The organism is Chromatiales bacterium (assembly GCA_014762505.1).
Classification (GTDB): Bacteria; Pseudomonadota; Gammaproteobacteria; order SpSt-1174; family SpSt-1174; genus SpSt-1174.
This window is the reverse complement of the sequence record JABURS010000029.1, coordinates 1-20420: the sequence shown is the minus strand read 5'-3', so window position 1 is coordinate 20420 and position 20420 is coordinate 1. Positions and strand designations below refer to the sequence as shown.

The 20420-nt window shown below is 68.5% G+C and carries 16 protein-coding genes; 8 read left to right on the top strand and 8 right to left on the bottom strand.

The features are described from left to right. Nucleotides 1-391: 391 nt before the first annotated feature. Together rpmG and rpmB are read right to left on the bottom strand one after the other, a co-directional pair. Nucleotides 392-559: a 50S ribosomal protein L33 gene (gene rpmG, locus HUJ28_03385; protein ID MBD3618490.1), complete on the bottom strand. Its 168-nt coding sequence runs from the start codon at nt 557-559 to the stop codon at nt 392-394. An 11-nt stretch (nt 560-570) separates the two neighbouring features. Beyond that, nucleotides 571-807, bottom strand: a complete 237-nt coding sequence (rpmB, locus tag HUJ28_03380) for a 50S ribosomal protein L28 (protein ID MBD3618489.1) — start codon at nt 805-807, stop codon at nt 571-573. A 155-nt stretch (nt 808-962) separates the two neighbouring features. On the opposite strand from rpmB, the gene folB reads away from it, so the two are divergent. The 3 genes from folB to folK are packed head-to-tail and all read left to right on the top strand — an operon-like array spanning nt 963 to nt 2580. Continuing rightward, on the top strand, nt 963-1328 hold the full coding sequence (gene folB / locus HUJ28_03375) for a dihydroneopterin aldolase (protein MBD3618488.1): 366 nt from the start codon (nt 963-965) through the stop codon (nt 1326-1328). Next, complete coding sequence (locus HUJ28_03370) at nt 1321-2052, top strand: ribonuclease Z (protein ID MBD3618487.1); 732 nt, start codon at nt 1321-1323, stop codon at nt 2050-2052. Before folB ends, HUJ28_03370 begins: the two co-directional genes overlap by 8 nt. Before the next feature lie 6 nt (nt 2053-2058). Beyond that, nucleotides 2059-2580: a 2-amino-4-hydroxy-6-hydroxymethyldihydropteridine diphosphokinase gene (folK, locus tag HUJ28_03365; protein ID MBD3618486.1), complete on the top strand. Its 522-nt coding sequence runs from the start codon at nt 2059-2061 to the stop codon at nt 2578-2580. Here folK and HUJ28_03360 read toward each other — a convergent pair. Together HUJ28_03360 and HUJ28_03355 are read right to left on the bottom strand one after the other, a co-directional pair. Further along, nucleotides 2506-3234, bottom strand: coding sequence for an SDR family oxidoreductase (locus HUJ28_03360; protein ID MBD3618485.1), 729 nt, complete (start codon nt 3232-3234; stop codon nt 2506-2508). The genes folK and HUJ28_03360 overlap by 75 nt on opposite strands. Nucleotides 3235-3244: 10 nt before the next feature. Further along, a complete protein-coding gene (locus HUJ28_03355; GenBank protein ID MBD3618484.1) occupies nt 3245-4000 on the bottom strand; it encodes a pteridine reductase in 756 nt (251 codons plus the stop codon). 75 nt (nt 4001-4075) lie between these two features. Between HUJ28_03355 and HUJ28_03350 the strand changes: the two genes are divergently transcribed. Further along, nucleotides 4076-5263 (top strand): SAM-dependent methyltransferase, encoded by a 1188-nt coding sequence (locus HUJ28_03350; protein MBD3618483.1) that lies wholly within the window; start codon nt 4076-4078, stop codon nt 5261-5263. Between the two features lie 26 nt (nt 5264-5289). Further along, nucleotides 5290-6090, top strand: a complete 801-nt coding sequence (locus HUJ28_03345) for an undecaprenyl-diphosphate phosphatase (GenBank protein MBD3618482.1) — start codon at nt 5290-5292, stop codon at nt 6088-6090. 404 nt (nt 6091-6494) lie between these two features. On the opposite strand, the gene HUJ28_03340 is transcribed toward HUJ28_03345, so the two are convergent. Beyond that, nucleotides 6495-7076, bottom strand: a complete 582-nt coding sequence (locus tag HUJ28_03340) for a thioredoxin family protein (protein ID MBD3618481.1) — start codon at nt 7074-7076, stop codon at nt 6495-6497. Nucleotides 7077-7210: 134 nt separating this feature from the next. Here HUJ28_03340 and HUJ28_03335 point away from each other — a divergent pair, with 134 nt between their 5' ends. Further along, on the top strand, nt 7211-7594 hold the full coding sequence (locus tag HUJ28_03335) for a cupin domain-containing protein (protein MBD3618480.1): 384 nt from the start codon (nt 7211-7213) through the stop codon (nt 7592-7594). Between the two features lie 234 nt (nt 7595-7828). Beyond that, nucleotides 7829-8725 (top strand): DMT family transporter, encoded by an 897-nt coding sequence (locus tag HUJ28_03330; protein MBD3618479.1) that lies wholly within the window; start codon nt 7829-7831, stop codon nt 8723-8725. Between the two features lie 54 nt (nt 8726-8779). On the opposite strand, the gene HUJ28_03325 is transcribed toward HUJ28_03330, so the two are convergent. The 3 genes from HUJ28_03325 to hrpA all read right to left on the bottom strand — a co-directional run bounded on the left by HUJ28_03325 (nt 8780) and on the right by hrpA (nt 14448). Then, nucleotides 8780-9394, bottom strand: coding sequence for a glutathione S-transferase N-terminal domain-containing protein (locus HUJ28_03325; GenBank protein ID MBD3618478.1), 615 nt, complete (start codon nt 9392-9394; stop codon nt 8780-8782). Nucleotides 9395-9660: 266 nt separating this feature from the next. Then, nucleotides 9661-10491, bottom strand: a complete 831-nt coding sequence (locus tag HUJ28_03320; protein ID MBD3618477.1) for a PhnD/SsuA/transferrin family substrate-binding protein — start codon at nt 10489-10491, stop codon at nt 9661-9663. Between the two features lie 141 nt (nt 10492-10632). Beyond that, nucleotides 10633-14448 (bottom strand): ATP-dependent RNA helicase HrpA, encoded by a 3816-nt coding sequence (hrpA, locus tag HUJ28_03315; GenBank protein ID MBD3618476.1) that lies wholly within the window; start codon nt 14446-14448, stop codon nt 10633-10635. Between the two features lie 208 nt (nt 14449-14656). Here hrpA and HUJ28_03310 point away from each other — a divergent pair, with 208 nt between their 5' ends. Beyond that, nucleotides 14657-20389 carry a large extracellular alpha-helical protein gene (locus tag HUJ28_03310; protein ID MBD3618475.1) on the top strand — a complete coding sequence of 1911 codons (5733 nt, stop codon included), beginning with the start codon at nt 14657-14659 and terminating at the stop codon, nt 20387-20389. Nucleotides 20390-20420: the final 31 nt, after the last annotated feature.

The window sequence follows — 20420 nt, the reverse complement described above, 5'->3', positions numbered from 1 at the left end:
GGGCTGCTTTCGCCCTTGTCCTACACCGGCGTTCTTAACCAGCGCTACTGCCCAAGGGCGAGCCCCTTTTCTTTGCTCGCCCAAAGAAAAGGGGCGAAAAGAAAGGGCGCCCCACTATCTCGCCCTTCGGGTCCCCTGCGCTTCTCGCTCCGGTCGGGTCCCGCTGACGGGCCGTCCCTGGCCCGACAGCGGGATTGCGCGCGTCCATGCGCGCAACCCTTCGGGCCGATCCTCCCTCCACTGCGATGCTCGGCGAGATAACGGGGGGGAGGTAAGTCAAAACCGCTTCGATCAGCTTCAGTGTGGATCTACGATTTTTGACAACTGACCGCCTTCCCACAAAAAAGCCCGGCACAAAGGCCGGGCTTTTTTGTGGGAAGGCAAAGACCAGTTACTTGATCTTGGCTTCCTTGTACATCACGTGCTGGCGGATGACGGGATCGAACTTCTTGATCTCCATCTTTTCCGGCATGTTGCGCTTGTTCTTGGTCGTGGTGTAGAAGTGACCGGTGCCGGCGCTGGACACGAGGCGGATCTTTTCGCGGATCGCTTTAGCCATGACTTAACTCCTTACACCTTTTCGCCGCGGGCGCGCAGGTCGGCCAGAACGGTATCGATACCCTTCTTGTCGATGATGCGCATGCCCTTCGAGGAGACGCGCAGCGTCACGAAGCGGTTCTCGCTTTCCACCCAGAAACGATGGGTGTGCAGATTCGGCAGGAAGCGACGGCGCGTCTTGTTGTTCGCGTGGGACACGTTGTTCCCGGTGACCGGTCGCTTGCCGGTGACCTGGCATACTCGAGCCATGGTATTACTCCAGAAATCGGTATTGCTGGTGTGAAAGGCTGCGAAGAATACCAGAAGCCCCGGGGGGTGACAAGCGCCGATCGGCGCCAGAAACCCCGGGCGCTGGCCAGCCGGGAAAGGCATCCATTATAGTGCCACCCTGCACTGGAGGGACCATGGACCGCGTCTTTATTCGCGATTTACGAATCGATACCGTCATCGGCGTCTACGCCTGGGAGCGCCGGATCACCCAGACCCTGAGCCTGGATCTCGACCTGGCCGCTGACAACCGGGTGGCCGCCCGCGAGGACGACATCGGCGATGCCGTGGACTACGCGGCCGTCTCCCGCGCCCTCATCGAGTTCGGCAAGGCCAGCGACTTCAACCTGGTCGAGACCTTCGCCGAGCGGGCCGCCGAGCTGGTGATGCAGGAGTTCGGTATCCCCTGGCTGCGGCTCGCCGTGACCAAGACCGTGGCCATCGAGGGCCCGGTGAAGGTGGGCGTGGTGATCGAGCGGGGCGAGGCACCGGCGCATGGCTGACCGCCTGTGCTTCCTCGGCACCGGCGATTCGGAGGCCATGGACTACTGGAACACCAACCTGCTGCTGGAGACGGCGGGCCGGCGGCTGCTCATCGACTGCGGCTACACCATTAAATATGCGTTGCGGGACATGGGCCTGGGCGTGCCGGACATCGACGGCATCCTGATCACGCACATCCATGCCGATCACTGCTTCGGCCTGGAGCGCTTCGCCTACGAGACGCGCTACACCCACGGCACCCGCATCCCCCTGTATCTGCCGGCCGATGTCTATCCCGGCCTCTGGGAGCAGACCCTGAAGGGCAGCATGGGCCACAGCTCCGACGGCGAGAACCGGCTGGACGACTTCTTCGACCTGCAGCTGATCGAGGACCGACGCCTGCGTTTCGGCGACGCGACGCTGGAGCTCTTTCCCACCGACCACACCGGCGGCATGGCCACCTACGGCGTCATCATCAACAACCGGCTGATCTTCACCTCGGACACCAACCCGCTGCCCTGGATCGCCGCCGACCGCAGCGACCGGCGCATCGTGCACGACTGCAGCCTGCAGGCCCACAACCCGGTGCACGCCACCCTGGACGAGATCGCCGACTTCTACCCGCCCGAGGTGCGTGCGCGCATGCTGGCCATCCACTACGGCGATGCCATGCCGACGCGGCGTGCGCAGATCGAGGCCGTGCTCGCCGGTGTGGCCGAGCAGGGCGGCTGCATCGACGTGTAGGCGGTGATGATGACGCGCTATGTGATCGGCATCGGCAGCAACATCGAGCCCGCGCGCCACGTGCCGGCGGTGCTCGAGGCCCTGGCCGCGCGCTTCGGCACGGTGCGGGTGAGCCGCATCGTGCACACGCGGCCGGTGCACATGGCCACCGAGCGGGACTTCTACAACCTGGCCGTGCTGATCGAGACGGCGCTGGACGAGGCGGCATTGAAGGCGGTGTGCAACGCCATCGAGATCGCCTGCGGGCGCAACCGCGCCGATCCGGACAGCGCCACCAAGGACCGCCCGGCCGATCTCGACATCCTGTTCACGGTGGACGGGGCCGCCGGCGAGCGCGCCCGCGCCATGGACGAGCCCTATTACCGCGAGACCGTGCTCGACCTGCTGGCCAGCACCGGCGACATCGGGGAGGGCGCGGACCTGAGCTACCCCGTGGTCCGCCTGCGCGTGGGTTCAGACACGCTGGGCGAGGCGCCGGCCACCATCCACCGGCAGACTCGCACCGGTGATGTAGGGGTTGTCGAGTAAGGCCTTCACCGCGCGGTAGATCGCCTCCGCGCCACCCTCCCTGCCAAGCAGCGTCTCCTGCAGCACCTGTTCGCGCGCCGCCGCCGTGTGCGAGTCCTTGAACAGCACCGGCCCCGGCTGGATGGCATTCACCTTCACCCCTGGCGCCAGGCGCTTGGCGAAGGAGAGGGTGAGGTTCTGCAGCCCGGCCTTGGTCGAGCAGTAGAGGTCGAAGGCCGGGTTCGGGTTGTCGGCGAAGATGTCGGTGAGGTGGATGATGTCGGCGGGGTCGTCGTCCTCGCCGGCGAGCAGCGGGGCGAGGGTGGTGTTGATGAGCCAGGGCGCGCGCATGTGGATGGCGACGAAGCGCTCATACTGCGCCAGCGCCTCGTCGGGGTCATCGCGGGTGGTCTCGAACAGCGAGGCGTTGTGGATGATGCCGCGCAGGCGCGCATGGTGTGCCGTCACCGCCGCGAGCAGTCGGCGCACCTCGTCTGTCTGCGTGAGATCGGCCTGGATCGTCGTCGCGCCCGCGGCGGCCAGTGCCGCCACGCCGTCGCTCTCGCTGTGGAAATGCGCGATCACGCCGAAGCCGTCGCGCAGCAGCGAGTGCGCCAGGTGCAGGCCCACGCGCCGGCCGGCGCCGGTGACGAATATCGTGCCGCGTTCGTTCATGCTGGCCTCCTCAGTGCGAGAGCATGCGCCCGCCGTCCACGGGCAGCAGGTGGCCGGTGATGTAGCCCGCGTCGCGCACCAGGAACAGTACGGCGCGCGCCACGTCGTCGGGCGAGCCCTCGCGCTTGAGCGCGGTGCGCTCGATCAGTGCCTCGTGCATGGCCGCGTTCTCGCTCTGCTCCGGCCAGAGGATGGCGCCGGGCGCCACGCCGTTCACACGGATCGCCGGGCCGAGTTCACGGGCGAGCGACTGCGTGAGCATGTACAGCCCGGCCTTCGCTGCCGAGTACACCGGGTAGCCCTTGAGCGGACGCACGGCGTGGATGTCGACGAGATTGACGATGCAGCCCTGGTGTGCGGCAAGAAACGGCGCGGCGGCCTGGGAGAGGAACAGCGGTGCCTTCAGGTTGGTGCCCACCAGGTCGTCCCATACCTTCTCGGTGATCTCTCCCACCGGCGTGGGGTAGAAGGTGGAGGCGTTGTTCACCAGCACGTCCAGTCGCCCCCAGGCCGCGTGGGCGGATTCGGCCAGCGCCGGCAGGCGCGCGGTGTCCAGCAGGTCGGCCTGGATCAGCGTCACCGAGTGCGGGCGCTCGGCCTCCAGCTCGGCCTTCAGTGCCTCGGCCGCCTCGGCCGAGCGGTGGTAATGCAGCACGAGGTTCATGCCCTCCGCGTGCAGCAGGCGCGCGATGCGCGCACCGATGCGCCGTGCGCCGCCTGTGACCAGCGCCGTTTTTCCATCCAGAAGGGCTGTAGTATCCTGCATGCTCATTGCCGCGGTTGATTCGGATTGCCTGAATCCAATCGCCTAAATCTAACACACCGAGCGCCCCGACCCGCCATGATCCGCGACCGTTCCCCCGAGCTGCCCACGCCCGAACCCGAGGCGCTGGCCCAGAGCGAACGCCTGGTCGCCCACATCGACGAGCGCATCCGTTACGCCGGCGGTTCCATCGGTTTCGACGAGTACATGGAATACGCGCTGTATACGCCGGGGCTGGGCTACTACAGCGGCGGGGCGCAGAAATTCGGCGCCGCCGGCGACTTCGTCACCGCCCCCGAGCTCTCGCCCATCTTCTCCCGCTGCCTGGCACGCCAGGTGATGGATGTCTGGCGGCAGCTCGATACCCGCCGCGTGATCGAGTTCGGTGCGGGGTCCGGCATCATGGCCGCCGACATGCTGCTGGAATTCGCGGCGCAGGATGCGCTGCCCGAACGCTACGACATCGTCGAACTCAGCGGCGAGCTGCGCGCGCGTCAGCGCGAGACGCTCACGGAGCGCGCCCCGGCGCTGGTCGGGCGCGTGCGCTGGCTGGATGCGCTGCCCGAGGCGCCGGTATCGGCCGTGGTGGTCGGCAACGAACTGCTCGATGCCATGCCGGTGAAGCGCTTTGTCATTCGCGGCGGCGAGGTGATGGAGCGACGGGTCACGCTGGACGGCATGACCTTCGGCCGGGCCGAGATGCCGGCCGACGAGGCGCTGGTGGCCGCCGTGCGGCATATCGAGGCGACGCGCGGCGCGCCGCTGCCCGAGGGCTACGTCTCGGAGGTGAATCTCGCCCTGCCCGGCTGGTTCGGTGCGCTGGAGAAGGTCGTCGACCAGGGTGCCGTGCTGCTCGTAGATTACGGCTACCCGCGCCGCGAGTACTACCTCGACGAACGGCGCGACGGCACGCTCATCTGTCATTACCGTCACCGCGCCCACGACGACGTCTTCCTCTATCCCGGCCTGCAGGACATCACGGCCAACGTCGACTTCACCGCCGTGGCCGAGGCGGCCGACGCGGCCGGCTTCGACGTGCTCGGCTATACCAGTCAGGCCTACTTCCTCATGGGCAACGGCCTGGACGCGGTGTTCGCCGGGTTGCAGGGCGACAGCGTCGAGCAGCAGCTCGCCGCCGCCCAGCAGGTGAAGCAGCTCACCCTGCCGGCCGAGATGGGCGAGCGCTTCCAGGTGATCGCGCTCGGCAAGGGCATCGAGCCGCCGCTGGCCGGCTTTGCCATCAACGACTACCGCGCCCGCCTCTAGCGCCGGGCCTGCATCGGGAAACGCGCATGGACTTCACGCAGATCGTGCTGCTCGCACTGGTACAGGGGATTACCGAGTTCCTGCCCGTCTCGAGCTCCGCACACCTCATCCTCGTGCCCGTGCTCACCGGCTGGGAAGACCAGGGCCTGGCCTTCGACGTCGCCGTGCACGTCGGCACGCTCTCGGCCGTGGTGATCTATTTCCGTCGCGAGCTGCTGCGCATGGCGCGCGAGTGGCTGCTCTCGCTCACGGGCCTGCACATGAGCACGGATGCAAAGCTCGCCTGGGCGGTGATCTTCGCCACCATCCCCGCCGGACTGGCCGGGTTGCTGCTCGAGGGCATGGTCGAACAGGTGCTGCGCTCGCCCGTGATCATCGCGCTGGCCACCATCGGTTTCGGCCTGCTGCTCTGGTGGGCGGACGCCACCGGCAGGCGCGTGCGCGGCGAACACCAGATCGGCTGGCGCGACGTCGTCGTCATCGGTCTTGCCCAGGCGCTCGCGCTCATCCCCGGCACCTCGCGTTCCGGTATCACCATGACCGCCGCGCTGGCCATGGGCCTCACCCGTCAGGCCGCCGCGCGCTTCTCCTTCCTGCTCTCCATCCCCATCATCCTCTCCGCCGGCGGCCTGGAGACCGTGAAGCTCGTCCAGCAGTCCACACCCGTCGCCTGGGACGTGCTCGTCGCCGGCGCCGTGCTCTCGGCCGTGAGCGCCTTCTTCTGCATCCACTTCTTCCTCAAACTGCTCGAACGCATGGGCATGCTGCCCTTCGTCATCTACCGGCTGCTGCTGGGCGGCGTGTTGCTGGCGCTGTTCGCGTTCTGATCGCGCCTTGCGGCGCCCCTACGGGAGTCCGTATTCCAGGTAGGAGCGGCGCAAGCCGCGATGCCGGTGCCTGGGCAACGTGCCGCGGCTGATCGCGCCTTGCGGACGCTCCTACGGGAGTTCGCGTGTCAGGTAGGAGCGGTGCAAGCCGCGAAGCCGGTGTCGGACGAAGCTGCCGTGCCTGATCGCGCCTTGTGGACGCTCCTACGGGAGTTCGTGTTCCAGGTAGGAGCGGCGCAAGCCGCGAAGCCGATGCCTGGGCAACGTGCCGTGGCTGATCGCGCCTTGCGGGCGCCCCTACGGGAGTCCGTATTCCAGGTAGGAGCGGTGCAAGCCGCGATGCCGATGTCGGGCGAAGCCGCCGTGCCTGATCGCGCCTTGCGGACGCTCCTGCGCCTATCGCCTCAGCCGTAATATTCCGGCTCGTTGCCCGGCTTCCACTTGATGTTGCAGCCCAGGCTCGGCACCTGGTCTTCGGGGATGGGCTGGCCGGCGAGCAGGGCGTCGACGGCGTTGCGCATGTCCAGGCCGGTGACGGGTTCGTCGTTCTTCGGGCGGGAGGCGTCGAACTGGCCGCGGTAGACGAGCCTGCGGTCGGCGTCGAAGAGGAAGAAGTCCGGCGTGCAGGCGGCCTGGTAGGCCTTGGCGGCGGACTGGCTCTCGTCGTAGAGATAGGGGAAGGGCATCTTCGCCTGGCGGGCGAGCTCGGCCATCTTCTCCGGGCTGTCGTCCGGGTAGTTGGCCACGTCGTTGCTGCTGATGGCGACGACCTGCAGGCCGCGGTCGGCGTATTCGCGCGCGAAGTCGATGAACTGGTCGCGGATGTGGATCACGTAGGGGCAGTGGTTGCAGATGAAGGCGACCAGCAGCGCGGGCTTGTCGTCGAAGTCGTGCAGCGAGACGGTCTTGCCGGTGAGCGGTTCGGGCAGGGCGAAGCTGGGTGCCGGGGTGCCGAGTTCGAGCATGGTGGAGGGGGTGCGGGCCATGGGGTTCTCCTTGGAATGCGTGCGGTTATGAGACGTCTCGCGGTGCCCGATTATAGAGGCAGGGGGCGACGACATGAACCGTCGCGGCGTGAAGGTTATAGTGCGGGTTCGATCCTGTCGCGAGTCCAGCGCCCATGAAGCCCGAGATCATCCACCCCAGCGAGGCCGACGAGTACTGGTTTCGCGAGGGCTGTCATATCCTCGAGGTCAGCAACAGCGAGGACGACCCCGCGCTCTCCATCGCCCGCGCGCGCCTGGCACCGGGGCGGCGCACACGCCGGCACGTGCTCGACGGCGTGACCGAGCGTTACCTCATCATGGCGGGCGAGGGCCGGGTGACGGTCGGCGACCTGCCGCCGGCGACCGCGACCGCCGGCGATGTGGTGCTGATCCCGCCCGGGGTCGCGCAGTGCATCGAGAATACCGGCACCGGCGATCTCGTCTTTCATGCCCTGTGCACGCCGCGCTTCACGCCGGCCTGTTACCGGGATGTGGAGGACGACACAAAAGACGGTTGACGCCTTCTTCGTGCGCGGGCAACAATGCAGCCATGATTCATTCCCACGCCATGGTCGTCCGCCGTTGCCGCTGGCTGCATCTGATGCAGCTGGCCGGGGCTCGTGCGCAGGCGAAAACGGAATGATGTAACAGGGCTACAACTAAGACGTTTTCAAAGGCCGCGAGTCGAGAGATTCGCGGCCTTTTTCGTCTGGTCGCGTTTCCCGCCTCGCCTCATCAGGGAGTGTATGACCATGTCCGTGCCCGCCGCGTATGTCGGGGTCGTCATCATCTGGTCCACCACGCCGCTGGCCATCCAGTGGAGCGGGGATGGCGCCGGGTTTCTCTTCGGCGTCGCCGCCCGCATGGTGCTGGGGGCGATGATCGCCGCGGTGCTGCTGCGCATTGCGCGCGTGCCCCTGCCCTGGCATCGCGAGGCGATGCTCACCTACCTGGCCGCCATCATCGGCATCTTCGGCGCGATGATGTGCGTGTACTTCGGTGCACAGTTCATTCCCTCGGGCTGGATCTCGGTGCTGTTCGGTCTGTCGCCGATCGTCACCGGCCTGCTGGCCTCGTTGTGGCTGGGCGAGTCGGTGTTCACGCCCATGCGCATCGTCGGCATGCTGCTCGGCCTGGGCGGACTGGTGGTCATCTTCGGCAGTGGCCTGACCGTGGATGCCGGCACCGTCATCGGCCTGGTCGCCGTGCTGTGCTCGGTGTTCCTGCAGTCGCTGAGCGCGGTGTGGGTGAAGCGTATCGGTGCGGGACTGGATGGCCTGAGCGTGGTGGTCGGCGGTCTGCTGCTGGCCGCGCCGCTGTACCTGTCCGCCTGGCTGCTGTTCGGCGAGGGACTGCCGGCGTCGCTGCCCCTGCGCACGACGGGCTCGATACTCTACCTCGCGCTGTTCGGCTCGGTGGTGGGCTTCACCATGTACTTCTTCCTGCTGCGCAGCATCGAGGCGAGCCGGGTCGCGCTGATCACGCTGATGACGCCGGTGCTCGCGCTGTGGCTCGGGGTGCTGCTCAACGGCGAGGTGCTGCGCGCCGGCGTGGTGGCGGGTACGGCGCTCATCATCACGGGGCTGGCCTGTTACGAATGGCGGACTCTGCGCCGGTTGCTGCTGCCGCGCGCGAGGGTGAAGGCCTGAACGACGCCGGGGCCCATGCGGGCCCCGGTGCCTGTTCGACAGGAGCCGTGGATGTCAGCGCAGTTCCAGCGCCACGTTCTCGAAGGCGGCGAGCTTGAGGCAGTTTTCGTACACGCGTTTCACGGCCGGGTAGTCGTCGAGCTCCAGCGCGGTCTTCTGTGCATGCCATACCTGCGGCGCGAGGCAGGCGTCGGCCATGGTCGGCGTGTTGCCCAGGCAGAACTGGCCGGTGGCCGGGTTGTCGGCCAGCAGTTCCTCGATGGCGCTGAAGCCGAGCTTCACCCAGTGGTTGGACCAGGCCGCGCAGTCGAAGCCCTGCTGTTCGTTCTTCAGGTGGTTGTGCACGCGCGGGCTCAGCAGCGGGTGGATGTCGCTGATGATGAGCTGGGCGATGGAGCGCACGCGCACGCGGTCGCGGGCCGTGCCCGGCAGCAGCATCACGTCGGGATAGGTCTCGTCCAGGTATTCGATGATGGCCAGGGATTCCACCTGCATGCGCAGGTCGTCGTAGAGCACGGGCGAGACACGCAGGTCCTTGATCAGCGGCAGGGAGGAGATGTCCTCGTCGGTGTCGTCGATGTCCACCAGGTCGTAGCGGATGCCCTTGAGATTGAGGGCGATGCGTACGGCATCCGAAGCGGTGCAGTTGCGCTGGTAATAGAGTCTCATCGTGTCTCGGCCTCGCCGTGTCGGCTCTTGTTCTGGTTATGTCCTGTTGCCCGCAGCGGCGATGGGTCGGGCCATCGCCGCTGCGGGCTCTCCCTAACCATATACCAAAACCCCTCGGGCATGGCAGGACGGCCGGGCAAAAAAATGCCGCGGCGCCAGGGTCGCGGCTTGCCCCCGTCCGGGCGGGCAATGGCCAGGCGCACCGACGAGATGTCCTGGCGGAGGAGAACCGTCCGGGCCCTGCCCGGTGTGTCGTCATCAGGGGGTCAGTACCCCCACACGCCCTCCAGCAGTTCGGCATAGCCGGAGTACACCGTCGCCTCGGGGCGCTCCAGCGCGGTGAAGCCGATGGCCGCCAGCATGGCCTGGCCCTCGGCCGTGTTGCCGGCCTCCAGCAGGGCGCGTTGCAGGCTGCTGCGCGCCTCCGCCGGCAGGCGCGGCGAGGCCGAGAAGGTCACGTGCGGGGCCGGCTCGGTGGTCAGCACCACGTTGAACTGGGTGTAGGTGTTGAGCAGGGGCGTGGGGATGATGCCTGCCACGGCCTTGCCCGACTCGATCATCTCGATGATGGCCTCGGTGGTGGCTGCCTCGAGGATGCGCGGCTGGCGCAGCGGGTTGGGGAAGAGGTCCAGCATGCGCACCATGCCGAGGCTGGGCGAGGCCAGCGAGGCGACCGGCTTGCCGGTGAGCTCGGCGGGTTCGAAGATGAAGGTGTCCGGGTGGGTGACGAGGCTGTAGCTCACCTCGCCCGGCATCTTGGCCAGCGGCACGTAGCCCAGCTCGCGGATGCGATAGTCGGTGAAGTGCGCGGCATCCAGCACCAGGTCGTAGTCGCCGCGCTTCATCTGCGTCCAGTAGGTGAGGAAGTTGCTGGTGGTGGCCAGCTCGATCGGCAGGCCGGTCTGCGTGCGCAGGTACTCGATCAGCGGCCGGTAGAACTCTGCCGTGGTCTCTGCCGTCTGGATGGGCTGGATGGCCAGGCGGACGGGCTCCCCGGCAGCGGGGAGCGGGCCGCTCGCGATGGCGAGCAGCAGGATCAGCGGCAGCAACGCAGGGGCGCGCAACGCGGCCCGGTGGCGACGCAGTGACGAAGGCATGTAGTCATCCTTATGGCAGCCGGCCTGTCCCGGCCGGTTATCCTGGTTTTATTGTTGTATCCGGCGGGCTCTTTGAAATGCGTGGCCCGCTTGTCCTGCCGATATTCCCGAAAACCGGGGGCGATGTCCAGCAGCGCGCCCCTACAGCGCCTTGCGCTGTTTCTCCAGCCGCTGCACCGACACCGGCCGCTCGGTGCCGAGCTCCTGGGCGAACAGCGACACCCGCAGTTCCTCGATCTGCCAGCGGTAGTCCAGCAGCGCCGCATCCGGTTCGCGGGTGGCGGCCAGGCGACGCTTGCAGTCCTCCCACAGCGGCTCGATGTCGATGCGCAGGTGCCGGTCCTTGTCGGGCTGGGCCTCCAGCCGGTCCAGGCGGCGGCTGATGGCCTTGAGGTAGCGCGGCAGCTGGCGCAGGCGCTGGACGGGGGTGGCGGTCACGAAGCCCGGGTAGACCAGGTGGTCGAGCTGGTCGCGGATGTCGGCCACGGCCTCGATCCAGGTGAAGGGCAGGTTCTTCTTGATGCGCTGACGGATCGGGTTGAACTCGGCCAGCACGGTGGCCAGCAGGCCGCAGAGCGTCTCGGCGGTGGCGAACAGCTCGCCGCGCCCGGCCTCCAGCGCGGCGGCAAAGCCCGCCTCGTCGCCGGGCCAGCCCCCGGCGAACAGGGCCTGGGTGAAGGCGGCGCGGAGGATGTCCTCCTTCAGGTCCTGGCAGTGGCCCACGGTGGCGAACTGCAGGCAGAGCCGGTCGATGCCCGGCAGGTTCCGGGCCAGGTGCCTCTCCTGCTCGGCCAGGGCGAGGCGGGCCAGGCGCAGGATGCCGGCCCGGGTGGCCTCGCGGGCCTCGTCCGGGTTGTCGAGCACGCGCAGGGCCACGGCCTCCTTCTGGTCGATCAGCGCCGGGTAGCCCGTCATGCGGATGCCCTGGCCCTCGATCTCCACCGTCTCGGGCAGCGTGCCGAAGTCCCAGCCCGTGAGGCCCTCGCGCTCCAGCCCCTCGGCGGTGCCGGCCTGCGTCTGCAGGGTCTCGAACTGTTCCGCGATGCGGCCCGCCAGCCGGGCCTGCAGGGCGTCGAGGTCGCGGCCGGTGGCCAGCGTCTGGCCGCCGGCGTCCACCACCCGGTAGCGCAGGCGCAGGTGGGGTTCGAGCTGGTCCTCGGCCCAGGCCTCGGGCGGCACGTCCACGCCGGTCATCTGTTTCAGGCGGGCGGTCAGCGCCTCGGTGAGGCGTTGCTCGCCGGGCGTCAGGGCCTCCAGGCAGGCGCGGGCGAAGTCCGGGGCGGGCACGAAGTGGCGGCGCAGGGCCTTGGGCAGGCCGCGGATCAGCGCGGTGAGCTTCTCCTCGATGAGCCCCGGCACCAGCCAGTCGGCGCGCGCCGGCTGCACCTGGTTGAGCCCGCCCACCGGCAGGGTCACGGTCACGCCGTCCTCGTCGCTGCCCGGCTCGAAGTGGTAGCTCACCGGCGCGCGCCGGCCGCCCAGGTCGATCACGTCCGGGAACTGCGCGACCGTCACGTCGGCGGCGGCGTGCTGCATCACTTCATCACGGGTGAAGAACAGCGCCTTCGGGTCGTCGCCTTCGACCTGCTTGCGCCAGGCCTCGAAGCTGGGGCCGTTGCACACGTCGGCCGGCAGGCGCCGGTCGTAGAAGCCGTAGAGCGTCTCCTCGTCCACCATGATGTCGCGGCGGCGCGAGCGGGCCTCCAGGTCTTCCACGTCCTCGATGAGCTGGCGGTTGTGTATAAAGAAGGGCGCCTTCGTCTCGTACTCGCCGTATACCAGGGCGTGGCGGATGAAGATCTCGCGCGCCTCCTTCGGGTTGATCTGGCTGTAGTTCACGCGCCGGTTCGGGTTGATCACCAGCCCGTAGAGCGTGAGCCGGTCGTAGGCGCCCACCTGCGCGCGGCGCCGTTGCCAGTGCGGTTCGTGATAATGGTGATGCAGGAGGTGGGCGGCGAGTTCTTCCACCCACTGCGGCTCGATCTTCGCCACGGTGCGGGCGAAGAGCCGCGAGGTCTCCACCAGTTCCGCCGCCATGAGCCACTTCGGCGGTTTCTTCGCCAGCCCCGAGCCCGGGAAGACCAGGAACTTGCGGTTGCGTGCCCCCATGAACTCGCGATCCTCGTCGCGATAGCCGATGTTGCCCAGCAGTCCCGTGAGCAGGGCGCGGTGCAGCGGGGCGTACCCGGCCGGCTGTTCGTTCTCGCGCACGCCCATGTCCTTGAGCTGGGCACGCAGCTGGCGATGCACGTCGTGCCACTCGCGCAGGCGGATGTAGGAGATGAACTCGTCGCGGCAGAGCTTGCGCAGCTTGTTCTGCGTCAGGTGGCGCATCTGCTCGTGCAGGTAGTCCCACAGGTTCACGTAGGCGAGGAAGTCCGAGTGCTCGTCGGCGAAGCGCTTGTGCTTCTCGTCCGCGGCCTGCTGGAAGTCGTGCGGGCGTTCGCGCGGGTCCTGGATGGAGAGGGCGCTGACGATGATCAGCGCCTCGCGCAGGCAGCCTTCCTGCTGTGCGGCGAGCAGCATGCGCGCCAGGCGCGGGTCGATGGGCAGCTGCGCGAGTTTCCTGCCCAGCGGCGTGATGCGGTTGGCCGCGTCGACGGCGTTCAGTTCGTGCAGCAGGTTGTAGCCGTCCTTGATGAGCCGGCTGTCCGGCGGCTCGACGAAGGGGAAGTCCTCGGGCTCGCCCAGGCCGAGCTGCGCCATCTTCAGGATGACCGAGGCGAGATTGGTGCGCAGGATCTCCGGGTCGGTGAATTCGGGGCGGTTGTTGAAGTCGTCCTCGGCATAGAGGCGGATGCAGATGCCCTCGGCCACGCGCCCGCAACGTCCCTTGCGCTGGTTGGCCGAGGCCTGCGAGACCGGCTCGATGGGCAGGCGCTGCACCTTGGCGCGCCAGGAATAGCGCGAGAGGCGCGCGAGGCCCGTGTCGATCACGTAGCGGATGCCGGGCACGGTGAGCGAGGTCTCTGCCACGTTGGTGGCGAGCACGATGCGCCGGCCCGTGTGCGCGGCGAACACCCGGTTCTGTTCGCTGGCCGAGAGCCGCGCGTACAGCGGCAGGATCTCGGTGTGCTTCGGGTGGTGCCGGCGCAGCGACTCGGCCGTCTCGCGGATCTCGCGCTCGCCCGGCAGGAAGACGAGGATGTCGCCCAGGCCCTCCTCGGCGAGCTCGTCCACCGCCTCGCGGATGGCCTGCTGCAGGTCGCGGTCGCGTTCGTCCGCGTCTTCGCCGTGCAGCGGGCGGTAGCGCACCTCCACCGGGTAGGTGCGGCCCGACACCTCGATGACGGGCGCATCGCCGAAGTGTTTCGCGAAGCGCTCCGGGTCGATGGTGGCCGAGGTGATGATCACCTTGAGGTCGGGCCGGCGCGGCAGCAGCTGCTTCAGGTAGCCGAGCAGGAAGTCGATGTTGAGGCTGCGCTCGTGGGCCTCGTCGATGATGAGCGTGTCGTAGGCATCGAGGAAGCGGTCGTGCTGGATCTCGGCCAGCAGGATGCCGTCGGTCATCAGCTTCACGTAACCCTGCTCGCTCACGTGCTCGGAGAAGCGCACCTTGAAGCCCACCTGCGCGCCCAGCGGCGTGTTCATCTCCTCGGCGATGCGCGTGGCCACGGCGCGTGCGGCGATGCGCCGCGGCTGGGTATGGCCGATGTAGCCGTTCACGCCGCGCCCGGCCTCGAGGCAGATCTTGGGCAGCTGGGTGGTCTTGCCCGAGCCGGTCTCGCCGCAGACGATGATGACCTGGTGCTGCTCCAGCGCCTCGCGGATCGCCTCGCGCCGGCCGCTCACCGGCAGCTCCTCCGGGTAGGTCACCTGCGGCAGGTTGTCGATGCGCGCCTGGCGGGTGGCGGCCGAGGCCTCGATGGCCTGGGCGAGCTTCTCTTGCTCGGCCGCATCGGGCTTGCGCGCGAGCCGCTTGAGGCGCTGGCGCAGGCGATGGCGGTCGCGCTGCATGCAGCTGTCGAGGCGCTGTTCGAGTTCGCGGAGCGGGCTGGACACGTGAAGGTGGCTGTCGGGCGTCGGTGATAGACTGGTCGGCGTCGTGCCGGGAAGCGGGCTGCTATTCTACCGTAATTGGGCGTAATCGGGCCCAGTCGGGCGCAGCCGGGTCCGCCCGGCCTTCCGGCACCTTCATCACAATAACAACGTCAGGGATCATGACATGCGCGGGATCTTCGCGGCCGCACTGGCCCTTCTCGGTCTGCTCGCCACCGGCAGTTTCGCCGCCTTCGACTCGGCGCAGTTCAACGCCGGCACGGGGCCGCTGCAGATCACACGCATCACCCCCGCCGGCGAGGACGTGCCCGCCAGCCGCCAGATCGTCTTCAGCTTCAACCGGCCCGTGGTGCCGGTGGGGCGCATGGAGCGCGACGCCGCCGAGATCCCCGTGACCATCGAGCCCGCGCTGGACTGCGAGTGGCGCTGGCTCAACACCAGCGCCCTGGCCTGCCAGCTCACGGAGCGCGCCGCCATGCAGCCGGCCACGCGCTACCGCCTCGTCATGCAGCCGGGCATCCAGGCCGAGGACGGCGCCACCCTCGCCGCGCCCGTGGTGCACGAATTCATCACCCAGCGCCCGAAGCTCGACTGGTACCAGTTCCACACCTGGCGTGCGCCGGGCACGCCGCAGGTGCGCGTGGTCTTCAACCAGGAGGTCACGCGCGCCTCGGTGGCCGAGGCCCTGCAGTTCCGGCAGGGCGGCACGGGCTATCCCGTGCAGGTGGAGAACCTGCCCTACCGGGAGGCGACCGAGACCGACCGCGGCTGGCTGGTGAGCCCCGTCACCGAGCTGCCGATGGATGCCGACGCCTCACTGCACATCGCGCCCGGCGTCGTCCCGGCGCAGGGCAGCGAGCGCGGCATCGAGCAGCGCCTGGTGGTCGCCTTCAATACCTTCCCGGCCTTCCGCTTCCTCGGCCTGCGCTGCCAGGACAACAGCGACCGGCCGCTCACCATCGCCGCCAGCGACGACACGCGGCGCTGCAACCCGATGGCCAACGTCGGCCTCATCTTCAGCACGCCGGTGATCAAGGAGGAACTCAAGGCCCACGCGCGCCTGGACCCGGACCTGGCCGGCGGGCGCGAGGACTACGACCCCTGGGCCAACACCTACGGCTATTCGCGCCTCAACCAGCCGCATCGCCGCGGCGCCGAATACATCGTCTGGCTGCCGGAGAACCTCAAGGCCTTCGAGACCTACCGGCTCAGCATCGATGCCGCCCTGCGCGACGAGTTCGGCCGCGCGCTGCCGCAGGCGGTGGATGCCCCCTTCCTCACCGACCACCGCAAGCCCGACTTCACGCTCACCCACCCCGTCTCGGTGCTGGAATCGGCCATCGACTCCGAGACGCCCATCGTGCTCAACAACATCGATGCGCTCACCCTGCACTACGACGCCCTCACCCCGCAGGGCGCGCGCCAGAACCAGACGCGGCAGGTCGGGCTGCCGGCCATCGTCGACATCGCCTACCGCCACCCGCTGGGCGTGCGCGAGCTGCTGGACGGGCAGTCCGGCTTCGTCATGGGCCGGGTGGACACCCGGCCGCCGGTGAGCAAGGGCGACCAGGCGCGCCGCTTCCACGCCCAGGTCACGCCGTTTGGCGTGCATGCCAAGGCCGGGCACTACAACACGCTGGTGTGGGTCACGCGCCTGGACGACGGCCAGCCGGTGAAGGACGCGAAGGTCACGCTGCTGCGCACCACCTTCCCCGGGCTCGCCACCGGCGGAGAGCTCCTGGGCGAGGCGCGCACGGATGCCGAGGGCGTGGCGATGCTCGCCGGCCTCAACGAGATCGATCCCCGGCTCGAGGCCATGCACAACTGGGACGACAGCCGCCCGCATCTCTTCGCCCGCATCGAGCAGGGCGGTGAGATGGCCCTGCTGCCGCTGTCCCACGACTACCAGACCGAGCCCTACTGGTACGGCGGCGACCTGCGTCAGCGCTACGGTCACCTCGTGTCCTGGGGCAGCACCGCCCAGGGCGTGTACAAGGCCGGCGACACCATCCAGTACAAGCTCTACGTGCGCGACCAGGACAACCGCACGCTGGTGCCCGCCCCGCGCGGGGCCTACACCCTCAAGGTCGTCGACCCCACCGGCAAGACGGTGCACGAGGAGCCGGGCCTCACGCTCAACGACTTCGGCGCGCACCACGGCGAGTTCACCGTCTCGAAGAACGGCGCGGTCGGCTGGTACCGCTTCACCCTGGACGCCGACTTCGACAACGCCGGCGAGCTCCACCCCCTGCGCGTGCTGGTGAGTGATTTCACGCCCTCGCCGTTTCGCGTGAGCACCACGCTCAACGGCGAGGACTTCCGCCAGGGCGACACGCTCAAGGTCGACACGCTGGCGAGCCTGCACGCCGGCGGGCCCTACGCCAATGCCGAGGCGCGCATCACCGTGCAGGTGAACGCGCGCTCGCTCAACCCGCGCGATCCGCTGGCGGCCCGCTTCCACTTCGATACCTACGTGATGGGCCAGCCCGAGCGCGAGACCCTGCACGAGGAGATCGCGAGCGTGAACGCGCAGGGCGAGCACGGGCTGGCCATCGCCCTCCCCGAGGCGCGCGTGCTGTACGGCAACCTGCTGGTGGAGAGCGCCGTGCGCGACGACCGCGGCAAGTACGTGGCGGGCTTCGCCAATGCGGCCTATGCCGGGCGCGACCGCTACGTGGGCCTGAAGAGCGAGCACTGGGTGCAGCAGGAAGACGAGCCCGCCAGCGTGCAGACGCTGGTGGTCGACCATCGCGGCGAGCCGGTGGCCGACACGCCGGTGGAGATCGTCATCCGCCAGCGGGTGACGAAGGCCACCCGCGTCAAGGGCGCGGGCAACGCCTACCTCACGCGTTACGTGCACGAGTGGGAAGAGCTCTCGCGCTGCACGCTCACGCCCGGCACGGCGGGCGGCGACTGCGCCTACACGCCGCAGAACGCCGGCCTGCACCAGGTCGTCGCCAGTATCGTGGACACCCGCGGACTCGCGCACAGCACCACGCTCAACCAGTGGGTGGTGGGCAAGGGCCAGGTGGTGTGGGAGGACGAGAACGACAACCGCATCGACATCGTCCCCGAGAAGGACAGCTACCGCGTGGGCGACACCGCGCGCTACCTGGTGAAGAACCCCTTCCCCGGCGCGCAGGCGCTGGTGAGCGTGGAGCGCTACGGCGTCATCGAGCGCTGGGTGCAGCCGCTGGCGGGCAGCACCCCGGTGATCGAATTCACGGTCACCGACGACATGCTGCCCGGCTTCTACCTCTCCGTCACGGCCATGTCGCCGCGCGTGGAGCAGCCCATGGGCGAGGACGGCGCGCTGGACCTCGGCAAGCCCGCCATGCGCACCGGCTGGGTGCAGACCACGGTGATGGACGACAGCAAGCGGCTCAAGGTCCGCGTCACACCGGCGGCCGAGGAATACCGCCCGCGCGACACCGTGCGCGTCACCCTCGCGGCCGCGCCCGTCACCGGCGCGAACGACCAGCCGGTGGAGCTCGCCGTCATCGCGCTGGACGAATCCGTCTTCGACCTCATCCAGGGCGGCGCCGGCTACTTCGATCCCTATCCCGGCTTCTACCGGCTCGAGGGCCGCGACCTGCGCGACTTCAACCTGCTCATGCGCCTGGTCGGCCGGCAGCTGTTCGAGAAGAAGGGCGCCAACGCCGGCGGCGACGGCGGCGACAGCCTGCAGATGCGCAGCGTCTTCAAGTACGTCGGCTACTGGAATCCCTCGCTCGTGCTGCAGCCCGGCGAGCAGAAGGCCGTCGAGTTCCAGGTGCCGGACAACCTCACCGGCTGGCGCGTGCTCGCGCTGGCCGCAACAGCGGGCGACCGCCTCGGGCTCGGCCAGGGCACGTTCCGCGTCAACCGCCCCACCGAGCTGCGCCCGGTCATGCCCAACCAGGTGCTCGCGGGCGACCGCTTTCAGGCCGGTTTCAGCGTGATGAACCGCACCGATCGCAGCCGCGAGCTCAACGTCACCATCCACGCCGAGGGGCCGCTCGCCGGCGGGGTGCCGCTGGTCACGCGGCGTATCACCGCCGAGCCCTACGCGCGCCACACCGTCTACCTGCCGGTGGCGACCACGCGCGACGGCGAGCTGCGGTTCACCGCCAGCGCGGGCGACGCATCTGATCGCGACGTGCTGCAGCACCGCCTGCCCGTGCAGCGCCGCGGCCGCCTGGAGACGGCGGCCACCTACGGCACGACGGAGGCGGGCGAGGTGGTCGAGGCCATCCTGTTCCCCGAAGGCATGCGCGGCGACACCGGGCGCGTCGGCGTCACGCTCGCCCCCAGCGTCATCGGCAACGTGGAGGGCGCCTTCGAATACATGCGCGACTACCCCTACAGCTGCTGGGAGCAGAAGCTCTCCAAGGGCACCATGGCCTCGCACTACAACGGCCTCAAGGCCTGGCTGCCCGATGCGCTCGCCTGGGAGGACGCCCCGCAGCTGCCGGCCCGCATCCTGGGTCAGGCCGCCGACTTCCAGGCGCCCAACGGTGGCATGACCTACTTCGTCCCGCAGGACCAGTACGTCAGCCCCTACCTCTCCGCCTACACCGCGCTCGCCTTCAACTGGCTGCGCCACGCGGGCGAGTCCGTGCCCGCCGAGGTCGAGCGCCGCCTGCACGGCTACCTCGACACCCTGCTGCGCAAGGACGTCACGCCCAGCTTCTACAGCACCGGCATGCAGTCCACCGTGCGCGCGGTGGCCCTGGCCGCCCTCGCCCCGCACGGGCGCATCGACCGCCGCGACATCGAGCGCTACCGCCGCCACGTGCCCGACATGAGCCTGTTCGGCAAGGCCATGTACCTGCAGGCCGCACTGGGCGTGGAAGGCACCGAGGTCATCCGCGCCGAGGTCACCGACATGATCCTCGCCCACGCCAACCAGACCGGCGGAAAGTTCATCTTCAGCGAGCAACTGGACGACGGCTACACCCGCATCCTCGCCACGCCGCTGCGCGACAACTGCGCCATCCTCTCCACCCTCACCGCCTACGGCGAGACCGAGGCCGGCGCGGCAAGGGTGGCCGACGTGCCCTACAAGCTGGTGCGCACCATCACGCAGACGCGCGGCGCGCGCACCCACTGGGAGAACACGCAGGAAAACCTCTTCTGCATGAACGCCCTCATCGACTACAGCCGCGTGTACGAACCCGCAGCGCCGAAGATGCAGGTGCAGGTCTGGCTGAACGAGGCAAGCCTGGGAGAGACCGTTTTCGACGACCGCCGCGATCCGCCCGTCGCCCTCCTGCGCAGCGTCACGCCGGAAGACCCCGGCACCCGCGCCGAGGTGAAGATCAAACGCCAGGGCGAGGGCCGCCTCTACTACAGCGCACGCCTGGACTACGCGCTCGAGGACGAGCGGGCCGAGCCCGTCAACAGCGGCATCGAGATCCGCCGCGAATACAGCGTCGAGCGCGAAGGGCAATGGGTGCTGCTGGGCAACGATGTCGAACTGAAGCGCGGCGAACTCGTGCGCGTGGACCTCTACGTCTCGCTGCCCGCCGCCCGCAACTTCGTGGTGGTGGACGACCCCGTCCCCGGCGGCCTCGAACCCGTCAACCGCGATCTTGCCACCGCCTCGATCATCGACGCCCAGAAAGGCGAATTCCAGGCCGCCGGCGGCTCCTGGTGGTACCAGTACGACGACTGGATGAGCTACGGCTACTCACGCTGGAGCTTCTACCACCAGGAACTGCGGCACGACGCCGTGCGGTTCTACTCCGACTACCTCTCGGCCGGCAACTACCACCTGAGCTACGTCGCCCAGGCCATCGCACCGGGTGCGTTCAGCATCCAGCCGGTGAAGGCGGAGGAGATGTATGACACGGATGTGTATGGGTTGGGGGCTGGCTCTTCTACACATCTGACGATGGCGACGACCTACGAGGTGTAGTACTTGGGGGTCGGCGGGATCATAAAAAAAA